This window comes from Rathayibacter sp. RFBD1, assembly GCF_002932915.1.
GTDB lineage: Bacteria > Actinomycetota > Actinomycetes > Actinomycetales > Microbacteriaceae > Rathayibacter.
In genome coordinates this window covers 178675-201202 of the sequence record NZ_PSWQ01000002.1, presented here as the reverse complement: position 1 = coordinate 201202, position 22528 = coordinate 178675, and the positions used below count along the sequence as shown (strand labels likewise).

Genomic DNA, 22528 nt, shown 5'->3' with positions numbered 1-22528 from the left:
CGTCGTCCGGGGGTGCGCGCCTGCTCGCAGGATCCCGCGCCCGGTGCGGCCTAGGCTTGTCGAATGGCCGATTGGAAGTACCCGGTGCGCCGCGCGCGCACGAGCGATGTCCCCTTCATCCAGGAGCTCAGCGAGCCGCTCGTGAACGAGCGCATCCTCCTGGGCAAGGACCGCGTGGTGCTCTACGGCGCCGTGCAGGAGTTCCGCATCGCCGAGGACGGCCAAGGGACGGCGATCGGCTGCGGTGCGCTGCATGTGATGTGGGACGACATCGCGGAGGTGCGCACCCTCGCGGTCGCGCAGGACTGGCTCGGGAGGGGCGTGGGCCACCACATCCTGGAGCGCCTCGAGAACGACGCGCGCGAGCTCGGCCTGAAGCGCCTGTTCTGCCTCACCTTCGAGGTCGACTTCTTCGCCCGCCACGGCTTCGAGCCGATCGGCGAGAAGGTCGTCGACCCCGAGGTCTACGCCGAGCTGCTCCGCTCTCCCGACGAGGGAGTCGCCGAGTTCCTCGATCTCGCCCGGGTGAAGCCGAACACGCTGGGCAACACCCGCATGCTGAAGACGCTCTGACCGCCGCCACGTCGTAGCCTGTCCCGGTGACTCCGCCGCCCCGCCGCCTGCCCTCCCGGGTCTACCGGCGACGCCGCGCCGGAGTGCTGCTCGCGCTGGTCGTCATCGTCGCGGGCCTGGCGGTGGTGCTGTCGCTGCTCCCGCGGATGACCGGCTCCGACGCCGCGTCGAGCCCCACGCCGACCGTCGTGCTGCCGACGCTCTACCCGACCACCTCGCCCGGTGCGACGCCCGGCGCCGCACCCGCCTGCACGGCCGACTCCGTCGCCGTCACCGCGGTCACGGACGCCACGAGCTACGCGCCCGGCGAGGATCCGCAGCTCTCGCTCTCGCTGGCAAACATCTCGAGCACCGACTGCGTGATCGACGCGGGCACGAGCAAGCAGGTCTTCACGATCACGAGCGGCTCCGAGCAGATCTGGACCTCGACGGACTGCCAGACCGGCGCGGCCGATCTGCCGGTGCTCCTCCAGGCGGGCCGCTCGGTGATGGGCAGCGCGCTGACGTGGGACCGCACCCGCTCCTCCGCCGACACCTGCTCCGGCGGTCGCGAGGCGGTCGAGGCGGGCGGCGCCGCCTACAACCTGTCGGTATCGGTCTCCGGCATCCCCTCGGGCTCGCCCACGCAGTTCCTGCTCCAGTAGTCCGCCCGGGGGACGTGCCGGGCGAGCGTCGGCGCGTAGCATCGCAGGCATGTGGGGGCTGCTCGGCACGATCCTGTCCGCCTCGACCGGCCGGGCGGGGGTGGTCGCGCGGCGCGCGGCGGCCGTCGCCCTCGCGGTCCCGCTGCTGGTCGGCGGAGCGGCGGCGCAGGCCGTGGCGGCTCCGCACCCTGTCGCGGCTCCGCAGCCCGTCGCGGGTGTCGTGCGCGCGGACGTGGACGGCTTCCGGTTCTCGGAGTACTCGGCCGACTTCCGTCTCGACCGCGACGAGGAGGGCCGCTCGACGCTGACCACTGTCGAGACCTTCGTCGCCGAGTTCCCGCCGTCGCAGAACCGCGGCATGCAGCGCGCGATCCCGCTCGACTACGAGGGGCACCCGACCGACGTCGACCTGGTGTCCGTCACCGACGGCGACGGGGAGGCGCGGCCGGTCGACACCGAGCGCGAGGACGGCTTCCTCCTGGTCACCAGCGCGGCGGACGAGTTCGTCAGCGGCAGCCAGACCTACGTCTTCACCTACACGCAGCACAACACGACCCTGCCTGGATCCGGCACGCGCAGCGGCGAGGACGAGTTCTACTGGGACGTCAACGGCACGGGCTGGCGCCAGTCCTTCGACCGCTACGACGTGCGCGTCGAGCTCGCCGGGTCGCTGGCCTCCGCCGCGACGGGGACCGTCAGCTGCTACCGGGGACCGGAGGGCTCGACGACGCCCTGTCCGATCGGCCGCGACGGCGCGGTCGTCACGGCATCGGGGGAGTCGCTGGCTCCGGGGGAGAACGTGACCGTGGCGATCGGCTTCGCTCCCGGGACCTTCACGCCGCGCGACGACCGCTACCTCGCCTCCGGCTGGTCCTGGGTGCAGCTGGGCGGCCTCGCCGCGGTCCTGATCGGCCTCGCGCTCGCCGTGCACCGCCGCCGGACCGTGCTCCGCGACGCTCCCGGCCGCCCGACCGTCGTCGCCGAGTACGACCCGCCCGCGGAGGGGCTGTTCCTCTCCGCCGCGCTGCTGCGGAAGACGTCGAAGGCCCCCGCGGCCGGACTCCTGGACGCCGCCGTCCGCGGTCTCGTGCGCATCGAGGAGACGGGGGAGGGGCGGAAGCAGGAGTACGCCGTGCGGGTGCTCGACCCTGCGACGACGCCGACGCGACGCGCGGGACGCCCGCGGCCCCTCGCCTCCGACGACCGCGAGTTCCTCGACATCGCCCTCGGCCGGGCGCCGGGGACGGTGCGTGAGCTCTCGGGCAAGGACAAGGAGTTCGGCAAGGCCGTCGGACAGTTCCAGACCGCGCTGGGCAACAGGGTGACCGAGGCGGGACTGAAGAAGGCCGGGACGATCGGCGGCAGCGTGCTCGTGATCGCCCCGCTGCTGCTGGGTGTCATGGCCGCCTTCCTGGGCGCGATCCTCCTGATGACCCGCTCCTTCGGCGGAGCGCTCCCGCTCGTGCTGATGCTCGTCGCGATCGTCGCGGCCGTCGTCGGGACGATCCTGGTCTCGAGGGTGCCGCTGACGGCCGCGGGCGCGGAGTTGCGCGACCATCTGCGCGGGCTCGAGCTGTACATCCGCCTGGCCGAGGCCGACCGGATCGCGATGCTGCAGTCGCCCCGCGGGGCGGACCGGCGCACGGTCGGACCGGTCGAGGTGGTCGAAGTGACGGAGCGCCTGCTGCCGTGGGCCGTGCTCTTCGGTCTCGAGAAGGAGTGGTCGGCGGAGCTCGCGTCGGCCTACGAGCGCACCGGCGAGGAGCCGGTCTGGTACTCCGGACCGAACGGCTTCCACGCGGCGGCCTTCGCCGGCAGCGTGTCCTCGTTCTCGTCATCGACGTCGAGCTACGTCGGATCCTCGTCGAGCTCCTCGAGCGGCGGCGCGGGCGGCGGCGGCAGCTCGGGTGGGGGCGGCGGGGGCGGCGGCGGGGGCGGCGTCTAGGGGCAGGCTGCGACGGGCGGCCGCGGCGGAGCGGACGCGTGCGTGGTCGGGCGGAGCTGTCGGGCAGTGCCCATCGAGCCCGTGTTCGCCTCCGGTGGCGATCCTCGACCATGCGGTGGACGGGGGCGCCGGCGGCTCCGAGCGGTGGACGGGCGCGTGTGCAGCGTGCCGGGGACGCGGCCGTCAGTGCGTGGGCACCCGCTCCGGACGGATGCGCTCGGGAACGGGGACGAGCGCGTGGGTGATGGCGCTCGAGAGGGTGAAGGCGCTGGAGTCGAGGTGCGAGGAGTGCCCGAGTCGTGTCGCTTCGGAGGCGCGCTGCTTCGCTCCGGAGGCGGGCCGGATGTCTCCCGAGAGGCTGATCTCGCCGAACGCGGCGATCCCGGGACGCAGCGGCGTGTAGGCGTGGGCGGAGGCGATGGCGACCGCGATCGCCAGGTCCGCCGCCGGCTCCATGAGCTTCACGCCGCCGACAGTCGACACGTAGACGTCGCAGCGCCGCAGGGGGATGCCCGCCTGCCGCTCGAGGACCGCGAGGATCATCGCGACCCGGGACGCGTCGACTCCGTTCGTGACGCGGCGGGGGTGCTCGCCGTCGTTCGCGATCACGAGCGCCTGGATCTCGACGGGGAGCGCGCGGCGTCCCTCCATCGCGACCGTGACGCAGATGCCCGGGGTGGGGAAGCGGGTGCGGCTGAGGAACAGACCGCTCGGGTCGGGGATCTCGGCGATGCCCTCGGCGGTCATCTCGAAGCAGCCGACCTCGTCCGTCGGGCCGAAGCGGTTCTTGAGCGAGCGGACGAAGCGCAGCGCCGTCTGCCGGTCGCCCTCGAAGTGGCAGACCACGTCGACCAGGTGCTCGAGCAGGCGCGGCCCCGCGATGGAGCCGTCCTTCGTGACGTGTCCGACGAGCACGAGGGGGAGCGCCCGCTCCTTGCAGACGCGGATGAGGGTCGCGGCGACCTCGCGGACCTGGCTGGGACCGCCGGGCAGGCCGTCGACGGTGTCGCTCGCCACCGTCTGCACCGAGTCGACGATGAGCAGGTCCGGCCGGACCTCGTCGATCTGGCCGAGCACGGTGGCGAGGTCGGTCTCGGCCGCGAGGAAGAGGCTGTCGTGCATCGCGCCGGTGCGCTCGGCCCGCATGCGCACCTGCGCGGCCGACTCCTCCGCGCTGACGTAGAGGACCCGCTGGCCCTCGGCCGCAGCGCGGCTCGCGACCTCGAGCAGGAGGGTCGACTTGCCCACGCCGGGCTCTCCCGAGAGCAGCACGACCGCGCCGGAGACGATCCCGCCGCCGAGCACGCGGTCGAGCTCGCCCACGCCGGTGGGGCGGTGCGCCGCGGACGTGGTCTCGATCTCGGTGATGGGCCGCGCGATGCGGCCGGCGGCCGGAGCCACAGCGGCGACCGCGCGGACGAGGCCGGTGCGCTCGGTGCTCTCGATCACGGAGCCCCACTGCTGGCACTCGCCGCAGCGGCCGACCCACTTCGCGGTCGTCCATCCGCACTCCGAGCAGCGGTACGGGGCGGTGCGCGTCTTCGAGGAGGCCATGAGGTCCTTTCGGGGCGGAGGAGGGGGACGAGCGCGACGCTACGGGGGACCCCCGACACCGCCGCTCGTTCGAACGTGTCTTCGACAGTACCGTCGACCACCGACGCGGCGAGCGGGGCGCGCCAGGCCGGGGGAGAGGTCGCGTGGAAGCCGTCTGTGGAGGAGCGTCGTCGCGGAGGGGCGGAGGCGGAGGATCGCGCCTCGGAGAACGACTCGGCCCCGAGCGCCGCTCCGTCGGCGTCGGACGTCTGCGGGAGACTGTGGGACATGCCCTCGACAGTGCACGTCCTCAAGTCCGGCCGCCCGCTCGGAGTCAGCTGGTCAGGCCCCGAGGGCTCCGAGCGGGTCGTCGTCCTGGCGCATCCCGCTCCCGGCTCCTCGGACTTCGACCCCGACCCGGAGGCGACCGCGCGCCACGGGGTGCGCCTGCTCTCGTTCGACCGCCCGGGCTACGGCGCCTCCTCCCTCCTGACCGACCTCGACCCCGCCGGAGCGGGCGTCGGCGCCAGCCCCGAGCAGGCCGCCGCCGACATCGCCGAGTACCTCGCGACCGTCGGCATCGCCTCCGTCAGCGCCGCCGGCTGGTCGGCGGGAGGCCGCGTGGCCCTCGCGCTCGCCGCGAACTACCCCGGCCTCGTGGAGCGCGTCGCCGTGATCGGCACGCCCGCTCCCGACGACGCCGTGCCGTGGGTCGGCGACGAGAACCGCGCCGAGCTCGCCCGCCTGGCCGACCTCCCGCTCGACGAGGCCGTCCGCTCGCTCACCCGCACGCTCGAGGGCGCCTTCGGCCCGACCCCCGCCCCGGACGCCCTGCTCGGGATGCTCGGCTCCGGCGACGCCGACACCGCGGTGCTCGAGACCCCCGGCGTCCGCGAGCGCCTCTCGCGCATGCTCGAGCGCGCCGTCGCCCAGGGCGCCCTCGGCATGGCCGCCGACCTCATCGGCTACGGCGTGCAGGAGTGGGGCTTCGCCGTCGAGTCCGCCGAGCCGCCCGCGCTCCTCCTCTACGGCGCCGAGGACGCGGTCGCCGGCCGCCGCCACGCCGAGTGGTACGCCGCACGGCTGCCCGACTCCCGCCTCGAGGTCGTGCCCGGCCGCGGCCACCTGCTCGCGATCCCGGAGTGGGACCGCGTGCTCGGCTTCCTCCTTCCCGCCTGACGGCGGCCCGTCCGCTCGATTGGCGCGACTTCCGGCCGTCGCGTACACTCGACCCCGGTACCGTGTCCGAGCGGCCGAAGGAGCATGTCTCGAAAACATGTGTGGGCTTGCGTCCACCGTGGGTTCAAATCCCACCGGTACCGCCAACGAGAAGGCCCCCCGCTTCCACGGAAGCAGGGGGCCTTCGTCGTTCTCGGCGTCGTGCGGCGGTCGCGACGTGCGGGTCAGCCGGCGCGGAGCAGCCAGGAGCGGCCGGCGCGCAGGGCCCGGTACAGGCGCCTGATCGCGTGGTCGGCCTCGGCCGAGCCGACGTCCGAGAAGGAGCCCGCCCCGCCCCAGAGCCCGAGCGCGTCGGCGGCCGCCGCCCGGACGTCTCGGCGGGTCGTCGCTCCGGTGAACAGCTCGTCGAGCCGGTCCGCGACGCGGGCCCGCGCGCCGTCCTGCTGCGACCGTGCGACGTCGCGCACCTCGGCGACGGCCGCCGTGATCTCGGCGAGCACAGCGGGGATCGTGCGGTCCATCCTCCTGAGCCTAGGAGCGGGAGCGCGAGCGCTGCGAGGCGGCGTGGGTCAGGAGCGTCGCCACGACTCCGACGAGCACGCCCAGCGCGGTCTCGAGCGCCCGGTCGCGCAGCAGCACGAGCTCGTCGACGGGGTGCGCGAGCTCGACCATGAGGATCGCGAGCGGAGTGACGAAGGCGAGGGTCAGACCGTAGTTGCGGCCGACGACGAGCTCGGCGGTCATCTGGAGGAGCACCACCACCACGATCACGGCGAGCGGGGAGAGCGGCAGGGCCAGGAGCGCGGCCGCGATCAGCACTCCGACGATCGTGCCGAGCATCCGGTGGCCCGCGCGCACGAGCCGGGCGCCCGCGTCCGCTCCCGAGACGGCTGCGACGGCGGAGACCATCGCCCAGTAGGGGTGGCCCAGGCCCGTCGCGGTCGGGACGGTGCCCGCCACCAGGACGACGGCCCCGAAGCGGAGCAGGGCGGCGCGCGTCGCCGGACGGGCCGCCGCCGCGCGGAACGAGGTGCGCCACGGCGTCGGGGCGAGGCGGCGTGCGCGGGGGAGCGCGAGACCGCTCAGGCCGACGACGAGCGAGAAGGCGGCGGAGCCCGCGGCGAGAGCGACGGCGAGCGGGATCCGCGAGGGCTCGGACGGGACGGACGCGCACGCCGTGACGGCGAACACCGGGAACAGCGGGCCGGGCGGGTGCCAGTGCAGGGAGTCGCTGAGGTAGGCCGCCGCGACGGTCACGGCGACCACGACGGGGATGATCAGCCAGTCGCGGTGAGGAGAGAGGGAGACGACGGTGCCGAGGGTCACGGTGGTGACGAGGAACGCGGCTGCCGACAGCTGCATCAGCAGGCGCGGCCGGTGCGTGTGCTGGCGACCGTAGAGGGCCGTGAAGGCGCCGAAGGTCGCGTAGAGGGCGAGATCGGTGCGGCCGAGCGCCCAGAGGACGAGCAGCGGGACGGCGATCGAGACGCCGGCGCGCAGGGCGACGCGATGGGCGCCGGCGTGCGGGCCGAAGGTGAGGAGCTCGCGGGGGTGGGGCAGAACGGGGGTGGCGGCCATCGGGTCCTCTGATCGGGGTCCGAGCGGCGGCGGCCGGAGAAGTGTTTCACGGGTGAAGCAGATATACTTTACGTGTGAATCAGTCTGAAAGCGAGCCGGGCGACGCGGTCGACGAGATCAGGGCGGGCTGGGCGGTGCTGCGGCCCGAGCTCGACACCTCCGCCGTCGACGTCGTCGGGCGGGTGATCCGCGCCTCCGCGCTGATCGTGCGGGCGACGGAGGAGCTGCTCGCCGCCCACGGGCTGACCCGAGGCGAGTTCGACGTGCTCTCCACGCTGCGTCGCGCCGGCGCTCCGCAGTCGCCGACGACCCTCCGGACCATCGCCCTCGCCTCCGCTCCCGCGATCACCAAGCGCGTGCACTCGCTGGAGCGGCGGGGCCTGGTGCGGCGGGCCGCGAACCCGGCGGACGGGCGCGGCTCGCTCATCACGCTGACTCGCGAGGGGGAGGAGCTGGTCGACCGGGCCTTCCCCGAGGTGCTCGACGCCGAGCGGGCGCTGCTCTCGGGGGTGCCCGCCGATCTGCGGGCGGAGGCGTCGCGCTCGCTCCGCGCGGTGCTCGCGAGCGTCGAGGCGGCCGCGAGCCGGTGATGCGCGCGGGGACCGCGAGGCGGCGGGCGCTCGCTACCGTGGTCCCATGCGCCTGACCTCGAGCTTCACCGTGCCGACGCGGCCGCCGGTGCTGCAGCTGGTCAAGACGGCGGCGGCCACGGTCGTCACCTGGCTCCTCGCCGGCGTCGTCTTCCCGGGGACGCTGCCCGTCTTCGGTGCGATCGCCGCGCTCCTCGTCGTCGCGCCGAGCATCAACCAGTCGTTCTCCAAGGCACTCGAGCGCTCGGTCGGCGTCATCATCGGCGTGATCGTCGGATCCGTGATCGGCACGGTGCTCGGCGGCGAGAGCATCATCGTGCTCCTCGCGATCGTGGCCGCGATCGCCGTCGGGTGGGCCGTGCGCCTGACCCCCGCCTCCGCGGTGCAGATCCCGATCAGCGCGATGCTCGTGCTCTCGGTGGGCGCGGTCACGCCGAACTACGCGCTCGACCGCATCCTCGAGACCCTGCTGGGCGCGGCCGTCGGAGTCGTCATCAACGTGCTCATCGTCCCTCCGGTCGTGCTGGCGCCGGCCGAGCGGGCGATCGGAGACCTCACCGCTCAGCTCGCCGCCGCCCTCGACGACCTCGGCGACGCCCTCCAGGCCCCCGTCCCGCGACGCCGGCTCGACGAGCTGCTCATCAACGCCCGGCTGCTGCAGACCATGCAGAGCAAGGCGGAGGAGGCGATCGCGACCGGCGAGGAGTCCCTCCGCCTCAACCCGCGCCGCTCCGCCCACCGCGACCGGCTGCTGGCCCTCGACTCCGTCGTCCCGCGGCTGGGGCGCATCGTGACCCGGGTCCGCGGCATGACGCGGACCGTGCACGACCTCTACGACGACGAGCTCGTCGGGGAGCCGACGATCGCCGACATCGCCGTCCAGCTGCACCGGGCCGCCCACGATCTGCGGCTCCTCGTGCAGTCCTCGGTCGACGTTCCCGAGCCGGAGGCGATCACGGACGAGCTGCCCGCTCTCACCGCGCCGCTCGTGATCGCGACTCCGCATCCGCAGCACTGGATCCTGCTGGGGGCGCTCGCCGAGGACCTGCGGCGCATCCGCGAGGAGATCGTCGGCGCGGAGTCCTGACGGGCGGGCGCCGAGTGGCCTCGGCGGGAGGTCTGCTCTCGCGAGCGCTCGGCGTCTCACGCCGCGCGACATGCGGCTCGTGGTGGCCTGCGGTGGTCAGCCGTCCTGCTCGCCGTCCTTCCTCGGTCCGCCGCCCTCGACGAGCTCGCCGTCGCCCGGGTCCGGAGCGACCTGGTGCAGTGCCTCGGGATCGCTCGCCTCGGCGTGGAGGGTCTTGCCCTCGGCGATGAGGGAGTCGTCGTCCACGAGGATCCCGGCCAGCTCGGTGATGCGTCCCCGGAGAGCGCCGATCGGGTCCTCGGTGGGCGCGTCCTCCTCGGAGTGGTCGACCTCCGAGTCGGGGTAGCGGCGGAGGGCGGCCTCGTCCCGGTCGGGCTGCGGCGCCCGCGCGTGCTCGACGCAGAGGCGGGCGACCTCCTCCGCGTGCGCGTGCATCACGGAGTGGGAGGCGTCGGGGATCTCCCAGGCCCGCGCGTGCGGCATCGACCGGGCGATCTCCTCCGCCCACTCGCGCGGCACGAGCCGGTCGAACTCGCCGCGGATGACGAGGGCGGACGCGCGGATCCGGGGGACGGTCTCCTCGATCCGGTAGTGCATCATCTCGGGCAGCACACGGGAGAACCAGCGCGGTCCGCAGAGGAGGTAGGCGCCCGCGGCGAGGATCGCGACCTTGAGCGGCTCGCGGACGCTCGACTGGGCGAAGCGGAGCGCGGCGGTCGGGAGGCGGCGCTCGTGCCGGTTCATCACGGGTCCGAGCAGGACGATGGTGGTCAGCTCCGGACGGCGCGCGGCGAGCTCGGCCACCACCTGCGTCCCCATCGAGTGGCCGAGGACGACGGGATCGTCGAGGCCGAGCTCGTCGATGACGGCGCCGACCAGCTCGGCGTAGTCGCCGATGTCCATGCGCCGCGCGTCGATCGGGTGCGGTACGCCGCCGAAGCCCGGCAGGTCGAGAGCGTGCACCGGACCGAACTCGTTGAGCGCGGGCGCGAGGCGCTCGAAGTAGGTGGCCGCGACTCCGATCCCCGGCACGAGGACGAACGTGCGCTCGCCGTCGCGCCCCACTGTGCTCACCCGCGCCCAGACGTCTCGGTGGTGCACCCGCTGGACCGAGACGTCGGTGCTGCGGGTGCGGCGGTGCGGATCTCGCCCCCGAGAGCGCGTGGTCGCGAAGACGTCGCGGACTCCGCGCCGCAGAGTCGTGGCGAGAGTGGGGAGGAGGTCGCTCGGGCGGAGCACGGGGCCTCCTTCGATCGGGGGAGTCGGTCGCTGCGAGCCTAGGCGCTCGCCGCCGGGCTCAGATCAGCATGTCGTCCGACCTGTGGAGGATCAGGCGGGCCGGCCCGGTGTGGAGGACGCCGTTCGTCAGGGGGGCGGTGCGCACGCCGCCGCGCCTCCGCATCGCCCGGAACGCCCCGGGGGCGAGCACGACGTCCATCCAGGCGCAGGGGTTGGCCGGTCGTCCGCCCTGGAACTCGATCCGCTCCCCGCCCTGCTCGATCGCGAACGTGCGGCCGGCGAGCGCATCGACGTCGGCGCCGCGGACGATGATGTTGCGGCGGGCGTCGGCGGGGTCGAAGGGCCCTGCGCCGAGCTCGGCGGCGATGTGCTCGAGGGTCTCGACCGCGAAGAGCGTGATCGCCGCGGGGCGGTGCGCGCGCTGGGCGAAGAAGCGGTCGCCGACGATGCCGAGGCCTGCGCGGATCTCGATCCGCTCGGGCTGCTCGTTGCCCTCGGACGGCACCGGGCCATCGGCGGGGCGGCCCTCGTAGCGGTGCAGCGGAGAGACGACGAAGCCCACGAGCTCGATCGCGGCGGCCTCCATGAGCCCACGGTACGCCGTGAGGGGGAGCAGCGGCGTCCGCCGGTCGGAGGCTCTGCGAGGCGCTCCGGGACACCGCGACGGAGCCTGGGTTCTCGTGGCTGCGGCGGCGTCCCGAGACGGAGCCGTCTGCGCCGCCGCCGCCGATTCGCGGAGGGGGCTCCCGGCATGTATAGTCGTACCTCGTTGCGTGCGCCTCTGGCCCACGCGATGGACTGCGCCCGTAGCTCAACGGATAGAGCATCTGACTACGGATCAGAAGGTTGGGGGTTCGAATCCCTCCGGGCGCACTCTGGTTGAGACAGAGCAGAACGGCCCGCTTCGGCGGGCCGTTCTCGTTTTAACGGTCGCTCGTTACGTTGGCCGTCGGCGTCGGTCTCCCGGTGAGTGCAGGGCGAGGGAACAGCCGGTTCTCCGCCTCGCAGGACGCCTCTTCGCGCCGTCGACGACGTCGACCGTCTTCCGCCCGCATCCGCGGTCAGTCCGCGCCCGCGCTCGCGATCACTCCTCGCAGGCTCTGCGATCACGTGTCGCGAACACGCAGCTCGGCTCGTCTCACGCGCCGTTTCCTCCTCCACAGCGCCCATCTCGCGCCGTTCTCCACGGATGCAGCCGTCCCGGCCGTGGTGACGTCGAACCGAGCAATACTCTCCTTCCGTGGGGCTGAACGGTCGCCGCCGACGCAGTGCGCTCGGTCGGCAGAGGAGAGGACATCGGATGAGTCGAACGGAACAGTCGGGGCGGGACGAGCGCGGACGACCCCGAGCGCGGACGGCGCGAGCGCTGGTCGGCACGACGGCGGGCTGCGTGCTCGTGAGCGGGCTGCTGGGCGGAGGCCTCGCGCCGCCGCCCGCCCTCGCCGCCGACGGTCCTCACACGACGATCGAGAACACCCTCCTGCAGGGAGGCGCGACGAACGCCGGCGTGACGACCGTCTCGGCCTGGGTCCAGAAGGGCGAGACGCTCCGGGTGGACCTCCACCCGCTCCAGGCGGGCTCGGGCACCGGCGAGGGCGAGACCGGCGGCGGTACCGCCCGGGTGACGGCTCCGGGCGGAGCCGTCCTCGACGAGCAGGACTTCGCGCCCGGAGCGGCGCCCTCGGTATCCGCCGGCGGCTCGTTCGTGGCGGACGAGACCGGGGTCTTCCAGATCCGGGTGTCCGACGACGACGTGACGGCGCCGGTGAACCTCGTCTGGAGCATCGGCGTCCAGGCCGCGCGGGGCGCGGCGGTCGCGGGCCGGGTGTGGTCCGAGTCCTATGCGATCCAGTCCGGGGCGAAGGAGTCCTACTCCTCGCCCGAGGAGCGGCGCTCCTCCTTCACGCTCCACGCCGTCACGGAGACGGGTGCCCGCTACGAGCTCGGGCTGCGCGGCTACGACGGGGTCGCCTCGACGGTCCAGGCCACGAACAAGGGCAACGTGAAGGTCGGGTCGTCCGATCCGTCCTATCTCTCGGTCCCCATGCCGCAGTCGAGCGAGGCGGGCGGCATCGGGGCGCAGTACGTCCAGGCGTCCGGACGCTCCGGGATCGACGGCCTGCAGACCTACAAGCTCTTCCTGGATCCGCCGTCGTCCGACCTGCCGGAGTCGATCGCTCCGCCCTACCAAGCGCCGACGATCGAGGGCCTCGCCTTCCGGCGGTCGTCCGCGGGCTCCGACGCGGGCACGCTCACGGGCGTCCTGGGGACGCAGCCGGGCACCGTCGTCGTGGACGTCGATGCGGACGGGGACGGCTCCTACGACGGCGAGCGCGACGTGCACCTCACCCGGATCGCGGGGACGACCGGTCCCTTCTCGGTCGACTGGGACGGACGGGACGCGAAGGGCGGGACGGTCGACGTGACCGACCCCGACGTCACCTTCCGCGCCTCCATCGGCCGCACGAACGAGTTCCACTTCACGCGGGTCGACGCAGAGACGTCCGCCGGCGGCGTGTCCGTCGTGAGGTCGACCGGCGGCGGCGACGACCCGTCGACGGTCCACTGGGACGACTCGCTCCTCGCCGGATCGAACTCGGAGCGGTACTCCGGCACCTCCGCGGTGACGTCCGGCGACGGCGGCACCGACTCGTCCGGCGGGGTGCACCGCTGGGAGGGCGACGACTCCGGGCGGGGCCGCGTCCCCAACGCCAACGACTCGGTGCACGGCTCCTACGGCGACCTGCGGGCGATCGACGACTGGGCCTACGGCTCGGACGGTGCGGTCGCGGTCGCACGCCTCGATCCGCTCGCGCCGCACGTGACCATCGCGAAGACCTCGTCGGTCGACTCCGCCACTCCGCTGCTCCGCGGCGCCCGCGTGCCCTACCGGGTGACGCTGACCTCGGACGGGACCGGGGACTACTCCGACGCCGCCGTCATCGACTACCTCGACAAAGGCGTGCTCGACGACGCCGAGCTCGACGCCGACTCCCTCCGCGCCTCGCAGGGCACGGCCACGATCGACGCGGAGACGGGCCGCATCTCCTGGGCGGCCGGCAGCCTGCCGGTCGGGGCGACGGCCGAGCTGACCTTCGACGTGATCGTGACCGGCGAGGGGGACCGTGCGCTGACGAACACGGCCTGCCTCGCCGATGCGCCCTTCGCTCCCGCCTCGTCCGGCACGGGGACCGACGCGAATCCCTGCGCCACCGTCCCGCACGACATCGGCGAGGGGGCGCTCCTGATCCGGAAGACCGCGTCCCAGGCGAGCGCCGAGCACGGCGGCACGGCGGGCTTCGACATCGTCGTGGCGAACACCGGAACGGTCGACGCGACGGACGTGACCGTGACCGACGTCCCGACGCTCGACCACCTGCTCGAGGCGACCATCGAGAACGGCGCCGGAGGAACGCAGCCGGCCACGGAGCCCGTCACGGGTCTCGACATCCCCGCCGGCGGTCAGGTGTCGCTGCACGTCAGCGGCCGGGTCGCCGACGGGTACGACGCCGCGACCCTCCCCAACCGCGTCTCGATCACCCACCAGCCCGAGGGCTTCGACCCGCCGACGGTCGAGAACGCCTGCGCTGACGATGCGACGTCGTCCTGCGCCGAGATCCCGGTGCCGCCCGTCGAGGGCAGGCTCTCCATCGAGAAGACGGCGATCGGGAATCAGGTCGACCACGGCGGGCGTGCCGGGTTCCGGATCGTGGTCGCCAACGAGGGGGCTCGGCCGGCAAACGGGGTGACCCTCACCGACATCCCCGAGCTCGCGCACCTGAGCGACGTCACGATCTCCCGGGACGGCGGCCCGGCGTCGTCCGACCTGACTGTCGAGAACCTGTCTCTGGCCCCTGGAGCGTCGACGACGTTCACCGTGACCGGACGGGTCGCCGACGGCGTGGACGCGTGGACCATCCCCAACCGGGCGCGCCTGACCGAGGTCCCGGAGGGCTTCGATCCGACGACCGTCCTGCACCCGTGCGCGGACGACGGCGGAGCCAGCTGCGCCCAGGTGGCGGTGCCTCCGGTCGGACTCGTGCCGACGGTGCTCGCCTCGACGGGAGCGGCGGCCGGGCCCCTCGCGGCCGGAGCCGGCGCTCTGCTCCTGGCCGGCGGCGCTCTGACGGCGCTGCGCCGTCGCTCGACCCGCACCTCGTGAACCGAAGCCCGGGCCGCTGCAGCGCGGCCCGGGCTCCCGGACCCTCTCCTCGAAAGGCACTACTGCATGACCGAGCACGGCCTCCCGTACCGCATCACCGAGCGCTTCCCTCTCCCCGATGGACGCGTCGGCGTCAGCACCTGGTGGTCCGCCGATCCGGAGCAGCTGGAGCAGCAGCTCCGCACGCGCTCCGGACATCCGCATCCCGAGAGGGAGCCGGTCCGGAGACTGCACCTCGCGACCGCGACGATCGTGCTGATCGAGGAGCGGACCGCGGGAGGCTTCCGCCCGCTCGACCCCCACCTCCGGGCCCGCACCGATCCGCGCTGGCGCCGGGCTCTCCTGCGGTCGCGCAGGTCGGCCCGGCTCCGACGCGTCATCGGTCCGCGGGACCTGCCGAGGACGGATCCGCCGGTCGAGGTGTCACGGCACGTCGATCCGACACGTCGAGTGTGAAGGAGGCGGGCGGAGAGCTCGGCGCCTGATGCGCGGTGAGGGTCTCCCCGCAAGGACGCCGTCGGGTCAGGCGGCTTCCTCGAGGTCGTCCTCGTCTGCGACGGGCGCGTCGACCGGGGCGCACAGGGGAGCCGACTCGGCCGGGGGCGCCGAGGCCGCGATGCGCGAGCGCTCGAGCCCGGCGAGGAGCACGGCGAAGGCCTCCTCGAGCTCGGCGGTGTCGCGGAGCAGGACGCGCTCACCGCTCGTCGGATCGAGGCGGACCGTCCGGTAGGCCGGGCGGGGGAGATCGGAGACCAGGGTGATGATGCCGAGGACGACGCCGCTGCGGCGGGCGCGCGCGGTCCAGCGGTTGGCGTGGGTGCGGAGAAGGATCATGACCGGGGCCGTCCTCGGTGACGTGGTGCAGGAGCGGGGGGAGGGGGGTGTCGCTGGCGGTGCGGGGATCCTCTCGAAGCTTGCTGCACGAAGGGCCTCCGCTTCCTGTGCTTGACAGCAGAGCCGAGCAGCGGTCACCGGCGCCGGGCGGCCGCCGCGGCGTGCAGGGCCCGCAGGAACTCGGGGACGACCGGGTTCCCGGTGTCGCGGGCGAGCACACCGATCTCACGGCTCGCGCCCGGATCGTCGATCGGGATCTCGCGGACGTCGTCGTCGACCGAGGACGGGCTCGGCGGCAGGATCGTGAGTCCGAGGCCGGCTGCCGCGAGTCCTCGGGCGGCGCGGTAGTCGCCGACCTCGAACGCCGGCACCGGGTCGCGGCCGTCCACGGCGAGCAGGCGCCGGGCCGACTCGTGGAGGCCGTAGCCGGGCGCCAGCATGATCAGGTCGAGGCCGCGGAGGTCCTCGACCGTGACCGAGCGCCGCGAGGCCAGCGGATGACGGGGGTCCACGACCGCGAGAAGAGGCTCCGAGTAGAGGGTCGTCGTGGTGGTTCCGGGGAGATCGGGCGGATCCGCGACGATCGCCAGCTCGGACTCGCCCTCCGCCACGGCCCTCAGGCAGAGGGCTCGGGAGCCGTGACGGAGCCCGAAGCCCACCTGCGGCCAACGTCGGCGGAACCGGCGGATCACATCCGGCACGAAGCTCTCCCCGAGGAGCGTCTGGAAGGCGAGGTCGATCCGGCCGTGCTCCACGTCGCCCGCCTGCCGCACCTCCGCGAGCCCGGCGCGGATCACCGACATGCCGTCCTGAGCGGCCTCGGCGAGACGGGTCCCCGCCTCCGTCAGCACCACCCCGCGGCCCTCCCGGCGGACCAGGGGAGTGCCGACCAGAGCGGACAGCCGGGCGAGCGACCGGCTCGCGGTCGGCTGCGGGATCCCGAGCTCGGCGGCCGCCGCCGTCACGCTCCCGGTCTGGGCGACCGCGACGAGCAGGGGCAGGAGGCGGAGGGTCGCGGGCCAGTCGTCGGACACGCCACCACCCTAGATCCGGACATGACCAGAACGCATGAACAGTACGAGAAAGGACATTAGTCATGCAACCGTGGGCGGTCTACCGTCGGAACCATGAGCACCGCCGCACGCACCCGACCGATGCGCGCAGCGGCACCCTTCTCGCAGCGGCGGCTGACCATCGCCCTCCTCGCCGCCGGAGTCGCGACCTTCGCCGAGCTCTACGCCGTGCAGAGCGTCCTCCCGCAGCTCGCGCGGGAGTGGGCCCTCGCCCCGTCCGACGCCGCGCTCACCGTCTCGGCCGCGACCCTCGGACTGGCGCTCTCAGTGCTGCCGTGGGCCTCGGCGGCCGAGCGCATCGGACGGCTCGAATCCATGCGGATCGCGGTCCTCACGTCCGTGGTCCTGGCGCTGCTCGCCTGCGTCGCCCCGACCTTCGAGCTCCTCCTCGTCCTGCGCTTCCTCGGGGGAGCGGCACTGGGTGCCGTCCCGGCCCTCGCCGTCGCGGCGATCCACGACCGGGTCGGAGGCGCCGGAGCGACGGCCGCCGCGACGGCGTACGTCTCCGGGACCACGATCGGCGGTGCCGCCGGACGCCTGCTCGCCGGACCGCTCGCGGCGGCGCTCGGATGGCGCGGAGCCCTGCTCGTCGTGACGGCCGTCTGCGCGGCGGCGGCGATCGTCTTCGCCGTGCTCGCGCCCCGGGGCGGCGGCGCGCGCGAGGCGGCCCCCGGCGGCTGGCGAGCGAAGACGGCGCAGGTGCTCCGCGATCCGATGCTCGTCGCGATCGCGCTGCAGACGTTCCTCGCGGTCGGCGTGTTCGTCGCGGTCTACAACTACCTGGCGTTCCGGCTCGAGGCGCCGCCGTTCGCGCTGGCGCCCGCGCTCGTCTCCCTCCTCTTCGCCGCCTACCTCGCGGGAACCGTCTCCTCCCGGCTCGCGGGGAGATGGGGGCCGCGGATCGGCCCCCGCCTCGTCATGCGGATCGGCGTCGCCCTGATGATCGTCGGACTGCTGGTGATGCTCGCCGAGAACGTCGCCGTGGTGATCGCGGGACTCCTCGTCTTCACGGCCGGCTTCTTCGCCCTGCACGCGACCGGCGCCGCCTGGACGGGAGCGCGCGCGGCTCCGGCACTCCGCGGGCACGCCGGCGCGGTCTACACGATCGCCTTCTACGCGGGCTCGGCCGCCGGCGGCTGGCTACTCGGCCTGGCCGTCGGAGCCGGTGGCTGGCCGGCGCTGACGGCGGTGACGATCGGCCTGCTGCTGGTCGGAGCGGGGATCGTCAGCCTCCCGTCCCGCACCACCGCGGCCGGGCGCTGAACCCCCGCCTTTGTCGACCGCACCCCGAGCTCCGCCCGGCACCTCCCCGCAGCGGGCGAGGTGCGACATGATGGCCCGACTGCACGAAGCGGGGGACGGCATGGCGCGGAGCACCGGAGCGGACGGCTCCCCACGCGAGAGCGGCGGGACGGACGAGGGCGGCACCGACCCGCGCTACCACGCGGGCTTCCAGCGCGGCTACGACGGACGCGAAGCCGAGCGGCGCGGCAGCGGCGAGGAGCGCCTCCGCTCCCCGTTCCTGTCGGGCGGGGCTGCGGGCACCGGGCGATCGGCTGTCCGGAGAGGCGGCGGGTCCGCTCCCGATCAGGAGGACGTGCGATCGGTCGGCGGCCCGACGGGCTCCCGAGTCTCCGGCCGACGGACCGCTCCGGAGCGCGCGAGAGCGGCGGTGCGGGCCGTCCCGACACCCGCGGAGCCGACCGCGCCCCGACCCGCAGAGCCGACAGTCCCACTCCCGACCGAGCCGACCGTCCCGCTTCCCGCCGAACCCGACCCCGCTCCCCGCGACGCGGCACCCGACTCCGGCGACCGTCGCGACGCGACCGACGCCGACACAGGCCCTGACACCCGCCCCGCCGTCCCCACGCGCCGCATCGCCGGAGCCCTGGGGGTCGTCGGCGCCGTGAGCGTCCTCGTCGGACTCCTCGCCCTCTGGAACAGCTCCCACAGCTGGTACGACTACTCGCCGTCGCAGAGCGCCTTCGGGCCCGAGCAGTACCTCCGCGTGCTCAGCGACAACGCGATCGGACCGTTCCTCACCGTCGGCCTGATCGCGCTCGGCCTGGCGGTCGTGGTCCCGCTGCTGAGGGCTCCCCGCTGATGACGCGGGTCCGCCTGCTCTGGGCCGCCGCCATCGCGGTCACCGTCGTCCTCTGGGCCGCAGTGCTCGCGCTCCCGGTCGTCGTCCTCCTGCTGCCGAACCAGTACCAGGGCGACTCGATCACGGTCCCGCCGGAGCTCTACGTGCGGCAGGCGCTCGCGATGGTCGCGCCGCCGCTCCAGACCGCCGCCCTGGTGATGCTGGGGGCGCTGATCGTCGTCGCGGTCGCGCGGCGCCCGCCGGCGAAGGCCCGTACGACGGACGCGGCGAGCGGCTGGGACGACGCCGTCCTCCTCGACCCGGACGGCCGCGAGCAGCGCGGGACAGGCCCCGCAGGCCGCTGAGCATCCGCTGCAGGATCGGAATCCGCCTCCCGGGAGCACCCGCTGCTCCCCGGTCGGAAGCCGCTCCTCCGGACGCACCCGCCCCTCACGCCGACAGCAGCTGGAACCGCTCCCGCGCCGCTCCGCCGGCGACGAGGTCCGCGAGCAGCTCGCCCAGGACCGGGCCGAACGTGAAGCCGTGCCCCGAGAAGCCGGTCGCCAGAGTCACGCGTCCCACGCGGTCGAGCACGAAGTCCTCGCCGGGCGTGCTGTCGTAGAGGCAGCTGATCGGAGCGGCGCTCTCCGCGTCCACGCCCGGGATCCACTCCGCGATGTAGCCGACGAGGCGGGCGAGCGCTCGGGGCTCGGGCTCGAAGGTGCGCTCGTCCGGATCGACGACGACACCGGTGCCGTGCTCGCCCACCTTCACCCCGACTCCGGGCGTCGCGAGCCCGTAGACGACGGGCAGGCCGGGGCGGTGGTGGGCGAAGCTCGGCCAGGAGTCGAGGGGCAGGTCGGTCGCGAAGTGCGCGGGCTGCTCCTGTGTGACGCGCAGCGGAGGGAGGCGTCGGCCGGCCGCGCGGACGAGGCCGTCCACGAGCGGCGGCGTCCAGGATCCGCCGGCCACGACGACCGCGTCCGCGTCGAGGGCGCCGTCGGTGGTCAGCACGCGCACGTCGTCGGCGCTCCTCGATGCCCAGCACTCGCGTCCGCGTCCGGAGGACAGCGCCGCGTCCGAGGGCGGAGTCGAGCATCGCGTCGATCGCGGCCGCCGCGTCGAGGCGTCCGCCCTCGGGGTGCAGCAGGACGTCTGTCTCGAAGCGGAGTCCCGGCCAGCGCCGCTGCGCCTCGTCCGCCCCGATCCGCACCACGGTGATCCCGTCGCGCAGGAGGACAGCCTCGACGGCGGCCAGGACGGCGGGGTCGCCGTGGTCGATCGCGCCGACCGGGTGCAGCAGGCGGCGGCCGGTCTCGGCCTCCAGCCGTGCCCAGGCGCGCCCGGCCCGTCCGGTGAGGGCGCGGTAGTCGTCCTCGAGGTATCCGCGGCGGAAGATGCGCGTCTCGCCGTGGGACGAGCCGCGGTCGTGGCCCCGCTCGAACTGCTCGACGAGCACCACGCGATCGCCGCGCTCGGTGAGGGCGCGGGCTGTCGCCGCTCCGACCAGGCCGGCTCCGACGACGACGACCTCTCGGGTCACGGGGTCTCCCGGGAGGCCCGGCGCACGCCGAGCAGGACCACCAGGCGGAGGAACCCGACGAGTCCCATGCCGATCAGCGCGGCGATCAGCATCAGCACGGCGACACCGGCCACCCAGGTCGTGTCGCCGGTCACCGACTGAGCCGCGAACTCGGTGCAGAACAGCGCCAGCCCGGCGTAGCTCAGGATGAGGACGGTGATCGTCCCGGGACGGCGGAGGCGCTGCGCAGGCGTCCGCCAGAGGGCCGGCGGCTCGAGCCAGCGGCGCAGCAGCCGGATCACGAGGGTGCCGACGAGGCCGAGGAAGCCGGCCGCGATCAGGATGATGCCCGCGCCGCCCAGCCCCGACGCCTCGACGCCGGCCAGCTCGAGGGCGATCCCGATCGCGACGCCGACGGCTCCTGCGCCGCCCGCGATCATCGCCGCCCACACTCCGAAGCCGCCGCGGAGGACGCTCTCACGCTCGGGACGTGACGGGTCGGCGTCCCTCGGACGCTGCTGACGCGGACGGATCGGCGCAGGGGGAGCCGACGCCGGCGCTGCTGCCGGAGCGGCCGCGGCCTCGGACACGCCCCAGACCGGAGCGGCGTCCGGCGTCTGCGACTCGATCACGTTCTCGCGCACCGGCACGTAGCGCAGCGGCGCGTCGATCCGCACCTGCGGCCGCCCGCGAACGACGATCGTCGCCCCCAGGTCGGCCCCGCGCTCCAGCGCGACGGGTCCGAGCAGGAGCCCGACCGCCGGATCGATCCGCCACGCGTCCGACCGGGGAGCCGCCCCGTACCACTCCGCCGACACGGCCCCGCCGAGATCGACCGAGATCGGCCGCCCGTCGCTGTAGCTCGTCACCGGCACGAGCGACCGGCCGGAGTTGCGCACCCGCGCGCCCACCCGCCACCAGTCGTCCCCGGCGTGCGTCAGCCGCACCTCGACGTCGACCAGCGACGCCGGCACCGCCCGCCGCCGTCCGATGACCACCGCGACGACCGCGAGCCCGGCGATGACCAGCCCGCCGAGCAGGCCGACCACTCCGATGAAGATCTCCATGGGAGCAGTCAAGCAGGCGCGGGTCGCCGGCGCGGGCGCGACGAGGTGGCCTCCGGGAGGCTCGATCCCGGCCGTCGACGCCGTCGCTCCGCGCGGCCGCCCCGTTCCCGACGCTCCGCCCGACCGTCGAGCCCGGAGCGGGTCACTCCGCATACTGAGGAGGCGCGTCGCGTCGACCGCATCGCGGGTCTCATCGCAGGAGGGGTCGATCATGCGCCACTGGTCGGCCGCCCCTGTGCGTCGGCGCGCTCGTCGACGGGCCGGAATGATCCTCGCCCTGCTGGGGGCTGCGGCGCTCGCCGTCGCCGCCGTCGCGCTGTCGGACACGGCGGGAGGAGGCGGACCGGAGGCGGTGTCCTCCTCGGCCGGTGCTTCTGCGGCGTCGAGCAGTCCGGCTGCTCCCGCGCCGAGCAGCCCCTCGGCGGACGTCGAGCCGTCCGCTCCGGAAACGGAGCCGTCCACTCCGGAAACGGAGCCGTCCGCTCCGGAAGCGGAGCCGTCCGCTCCGGAAGCGGAGCCGTCCACTCCGTCCCTCGCGACGCTGGCCGCTCTCCCCTCGGTCGAGGGCCCCGCCGCCGTCCCCTACGACCGCGACCTCTTCGGGCAGGCGTGGTCGGACGTCGACCGCAACGGCTGCGACACCCGCAACGACGTCCTCGGCCGCGACCTGCTCGGCCCCAATTTCAAGCCCGGCACCCGCGACTGCAAGGTCCTCACCGGCACCCTGATCGACCCCTACGATGGCGCCTCGGTCGCCTTCGTCTCCGGGACCGACACCTCCCGCCTGGTGCAGATCGACCACGTCGTCGCCCTCGGCTGGGCGTGGCACCACGGCGCCTGGTCGTGGACGGACGACCAGCGCCTCGCCTTCGCGAACGACCCCGCGAACCTCGTCGCCGCGTCCGAGCAGACCAACCGCGCGAAGAGCGACGCCGGCCCGGGGGAGTGGCTGCCACCGGCCGCGGAGCTGCGCTGCGGGTATGTGGAGCAGTTCGTGGAAGTGCTCAGCGTCTATGGGCTCGGGATCGACGCGCGGGACCGGGCGGCGTCGGAGGCGGTGCTGGCGGGGTGCGGGGAGTGAGGGGGAGAACCTCTTTCCTCTGATGGAGGGTCGTCCCGACGCCGCAACAGCGGCAGACGCGACCGCAGTAGCGTCTTTCAACTACGACAATAGTGAGTAATGGTCTCTTCCGTGACCTCTTTTCTGGGACCCATGCGGCACAAAGTTCAGCACTTACGCAAAATGAGTAACTCTGTCGCTAACACGAGTGCATCTCGACAGAACGTGCTCCGAGCATTTCTAGTCTCGCGAGATGCCTCCCGTTACTCCCGCCACACTCTCACTTGAACTAGGCGTTTCTCAGCGTCGAATCCGAAGCCTCCTCCGCTCCTCCTACGGAACTCTTCCCGCTGAGGAAT

General features: G+C 73.9%; 20 protein-coding genes, 2 tRNA genes and 1 pseudogene. 14 read left to right on the top strand and 9 right to left on the bottom strand.

Going from position 1 to position 22528, the window contains the following annotated elements; all coding sequences use genetic code 11:
* The first annotated feature begins 63 nt into the window (after nucleotides 1–63).
* From C5D50_RS01075 to C5D50_RS16425, 3 genes are read left to right on the top strand one after another with little or no spacing between them, the layout of a single operon-like run.
* A complete protein-coding gene (locus C5D50_RS01075) occupies nucleotides 64–573 on the top strand; it encodes an amino-acid N-acetyltransferase (protein ID WP_104282498.1) in 510 nt (169 codons plus the stop codon).
* A 26-nt stretch (nucleotides 574–599) separates the two neighbouring features.
* Entirely contained in the window at nucleotides 600–1217 is a 618-nt protein-coding gene (locus C5D50_RS01070) for a hypothetical protein (RefSeq protein ID WP_104249710.1), read from the top strand.
* A 49-nt stretch (nucleotides 1218–1266) separates the two neighbouring features.
* Nucleotides 1267–3162 carry a DUF2207 domain-containing protein gene (locus tag C5D50_RS16425; RefSeq protein ID WP_181137260.1) on the top strand — a complete coding sequence of 632 codons (1896 nt, stop codon included), beginning with the start codon at nucleotides 1267–1269 and terminating at the stop codon, nucleotides 3160–3162.
* Between the two features lie 183 nt (nucleotides 3163–3345).
* Here C5D50_RS16425 and radA read toward each other — a convergent pair whose 3' ends face one another.
* Nucleotides 3346–4716 (bottom strand): DNA repair protein RadA, encoded by a 1371-nt coding sequence (gene radA, locus C5D50_RS01060; RefSeq protein WP_104224086.1) that lies wholly within the window; start codon nucleotides 4714–4716, stop codon nucleotides 3346–3348.
* A gap of 267 nt (nucleotides 4717–4983) precedes the next feature.
* On the opposite strand from radA, the gene C5D50_RS01055 reads away from it, so the two are divergent.
* Complete coding sequence (locus C5D50_RS01055) at nucleotides 4984–5874, top strand: alpha/beta fold hydrolase (protein ID WP_146086860.1); 891 nt, start codon at nucleotides 4984–4986, stop codon at nucleotides 5872–5874.
* Nucleotides 5875–5930: 56 nt separating this feature from the next.
* A tRNA-Ser gene (locus C5D50_RS01050) sits at nucleotides 5931–6020 on the top strand.
* A 78-nt stretch (nucleotides 6021–6098) separates the two neighbouring features.
* On the opposite strand, the gene C5D50_RS01045 is transcribed toward C5D50_RS01050, so the two are convergent.
* Both C5D50_RS01045 and C5D50_RS01040 read right to left on the bottom strand, forming a co-directional pair.
* Entirely contained in the window at nucleotides 6099–6395 is a 297-nt protein-coding gene (locus C5D50_RS01045; RefSeq protein WP_104282495.1) for a hypothetical protein, read from the bottom strand.
* Between the two features lie 10 nt (nucleotides 6396–6405).
* The gene (locus tag C5D50_RS01040; protein WP_104282494.1) at nucleotides 6406–7452 is read right to left on the bottom strand and encodes an FUSC family protein; all 1047 of its coding nucleotides are present in this window, start codon (nucleotides 7450–7452) and stop codon (nucleotides 6406–6408) included.
* A gap of 74 nt (nucleotides 7453–7526) precedes the next feature.
* On the opposite strand from C5D50_RS01040, the gene C5D50_RS01035 reads away from it, so the two are divergent.
* Together C5D50_RS01035 and C5D50_RS01030 are read left to right on the top strand one after the other, a co-directional pair.
* Nucleotides 7527–8042 (top strand): MarR family winged helix-turn-helix transcriptional regulator, encoded by a 516-nt coding sequence (locus tag C5D50_RS01035; protein ID WP_104282493.1) that lies wholly within the window; start codon nucleotides 7527–7529, stop codon nucleotides 8040–8042.
* 46 nt (nucleotides 8043–8088) lie between these two features.
* Entirely contained in the window at nucleotides 8089–9129 is a 1041-nt protein-coding gene (locus C5D50_RS01030) for an aromatic acid exporter family protein (RefSeq protein ID WP_104225996.1), read from the top strand.
* A gap of 96 nt (nucleotides 9130–9225) precedes the next feature.
* On the opposite strand, the gene C5D50_RS01025 is transcribed toward C5D50_RS01030, so the two are convergent.
* The gene (locus tag C5D50_RS01025) at nucleotides 9226–10368 is read right to left on the bottom strand and encodes an alpha/beta fold hydrolase (RefSeq protein WP_104333295.1); all 1143 of its coding nucleotides are present in this window, start codon (nucleotides 10366–10368) and stop codon (nucleotides 9226–9228) included.
* 58 nt (nucleotides 10369–10426) lie between these two features.
* The gene (locus C5D50_RS01020) at nucleotides 10427–10954 is read right to left on the bottom strand and encodes an MOSC domain-containing protein (RefSeq protein WP_104248232.1); all 528 of its coding nucleotides are present in this window, start codon (nucleotides 10952–10954) and stop codon (nucleotides 10427–10429) included.
* 214 nt (nucleotides 10955–11168) lie between these two features.
* Between C5D50_RS01020 and C5D50_RS01015 the strand changes: the two genes are divergently transcribed.
* The 3 genes from C5D50_RS01015 to C5D50_RS01005 all read left to right on the top strand — a co-directional run bounded on the left by C5D50_RS01015 (nucleotide 11169) and on the right by C5D50_RS01005 (nucleotide 14986).
* A tRNA-Arg gene (locus C5D50_RS01015) sits at nucleotides 11169–11241 on the top strand.
* Between the two features lie 427 nt (nucleotides 11242–11668).
* A complete protein-coding gene (locus C5D50_RS01010; RefSeq protein ID WP_146086859.1) occupies nucleotides 11669–14530 on the top strand; it encodes a DUF11 domain-containing protein in 2862 nt (953 codons plus the stop codon).
* 66 nt (nucleotides 14531–14596) lie between these two features.
* Complete coding sequence (locus C5D50_RS01005) at nucleotides 14597–14986, top strand: hypothetical protein (RefSeq protein ID WP_104239289.1); 390 nt, start codon at nucleotides 14597–14599, stop codon at nucleotides 14984–14986.
* A 66-nt stretch (nucleotides 14987–15052) separates the two neighbouring features.
* Here C5D50_RS01005 and C5D50_RS01000 read toward each other — a convergent pair whose 3' ends face one another.
* Both C5D50_RS01000 and C5D50_RS00995 read right to left on the bottom strand, forming a co-directional pair.
* Entirely contained in the window at nucleotides 15053–15364 is a 312-nt protein-coding gene (locus C5D50_RS01000) for a hypothetical protein (protein ID WP_104282489.1), read from the bottom strand.
* Nucleotides 15365–15498: 134 nt separating this feature from the next.
* Nucleotides 15499–16398: a LysR family transcriptional regulator gene (locus tag C5D50_RS00995; RefSeq protein ID WP_104239291.1), complete on the bottom strand. Its 900-nt coding sequence runs from the start codon at nucleotides 16396–16398 to the stop codon at nucleotides 15499–15501.
* 93 nt (nucleotides 16399–16491) lie between these two features.
* On the opposite strand from C5D50_RS00995, the gene C5D50_RS00990 reads away from it, so the two are divergent.
* The 3 genes from C5D50_RS00990 to C5D50_RS00980 all read left to right on the top strand — a co-directional run bounded on the left by C5D50_RS00990 (nucleotide 16492) and on the right by C5D50_RS00980 (nucleotide 18885).
* On the top strand, nucleotides 16492–17700 hold the full coding sequence (locus C5D50_RS00990; RefSeq protein WP_104282488.1) for an MFS transporter: 1209 nt from the start codon (nucleotides 16492–16494) through the stop codon (nucleotides 17698–17700).
* A 643-nt stretch (nucleotides 17701–18343) separates the two neighbouring features.
* Nucleotides 18344–18541: a hypothetical protein gene (locus tag C5D50_RS16270; RefSeq protein WP_146086858.1), complete on the top strand. Its 198-nt coding sequence runs from the start codon at nucleotides 18344–18346 to the stop codon at nucleotides 18539–18541.
* On the top strand, nucleotides 18541–18885 hold the full coding sequence (locus C5D50_RS00980) for a hypothetical protein (RefSeq protein WP_104224071.1): 345 nt from the start codon (nucleotides 18541–18543) through the stop codon (nucleotides 18883–18885). The genes C5D50_RS16270 and C5D50_RS00980 overlap by 1 nt, the downstream gene beginning before the upstream one ends.
* 85 nt (nucleotides 18886–18970) lie before the next feature.
* Here the strand turns inward: C5D50_RS00980 and C5D50_RS00975 are convergent.
* Nucleotides 18971–20063, bottom strand: a pseudogene (locus tag C5D50_RS00975) (FAD-dependent oxidoreductase).
* Nucleotides 20060–21109: a hypothetical protein gene (locus tag C5D50_RS00970; protein ID WP_104282486.1), complete on the bottom strand. Its 1050-nt coding sequence runs from the start codon at nucleotides 21107–21109 to the stop codon at nucleotides 20060–20062. Before C5D50_RS00970 ends, C5D50_RS00975 begins: the two are co-directional and overlap by 4 nt.
* 265 nt (nucleotides 21110–21374) lie before the next feature.
* On the opposite strand from C5D50_RS00970, the gene C5D50_RS00965 reads away from it, so the two are divergent.
* Nucleotides 21375–22190, top strand: coding sequence for an HNH endonuclease family protein (locus C5D50_RS00965; RefSeq protein WP_104282485.1), 816 nt, complete (start codon nucleotides 21375–21377; stop codon nucleotides 22188–22190).
* Nucleotides 22191–22528: the final 338 nt, after the last annotated feature.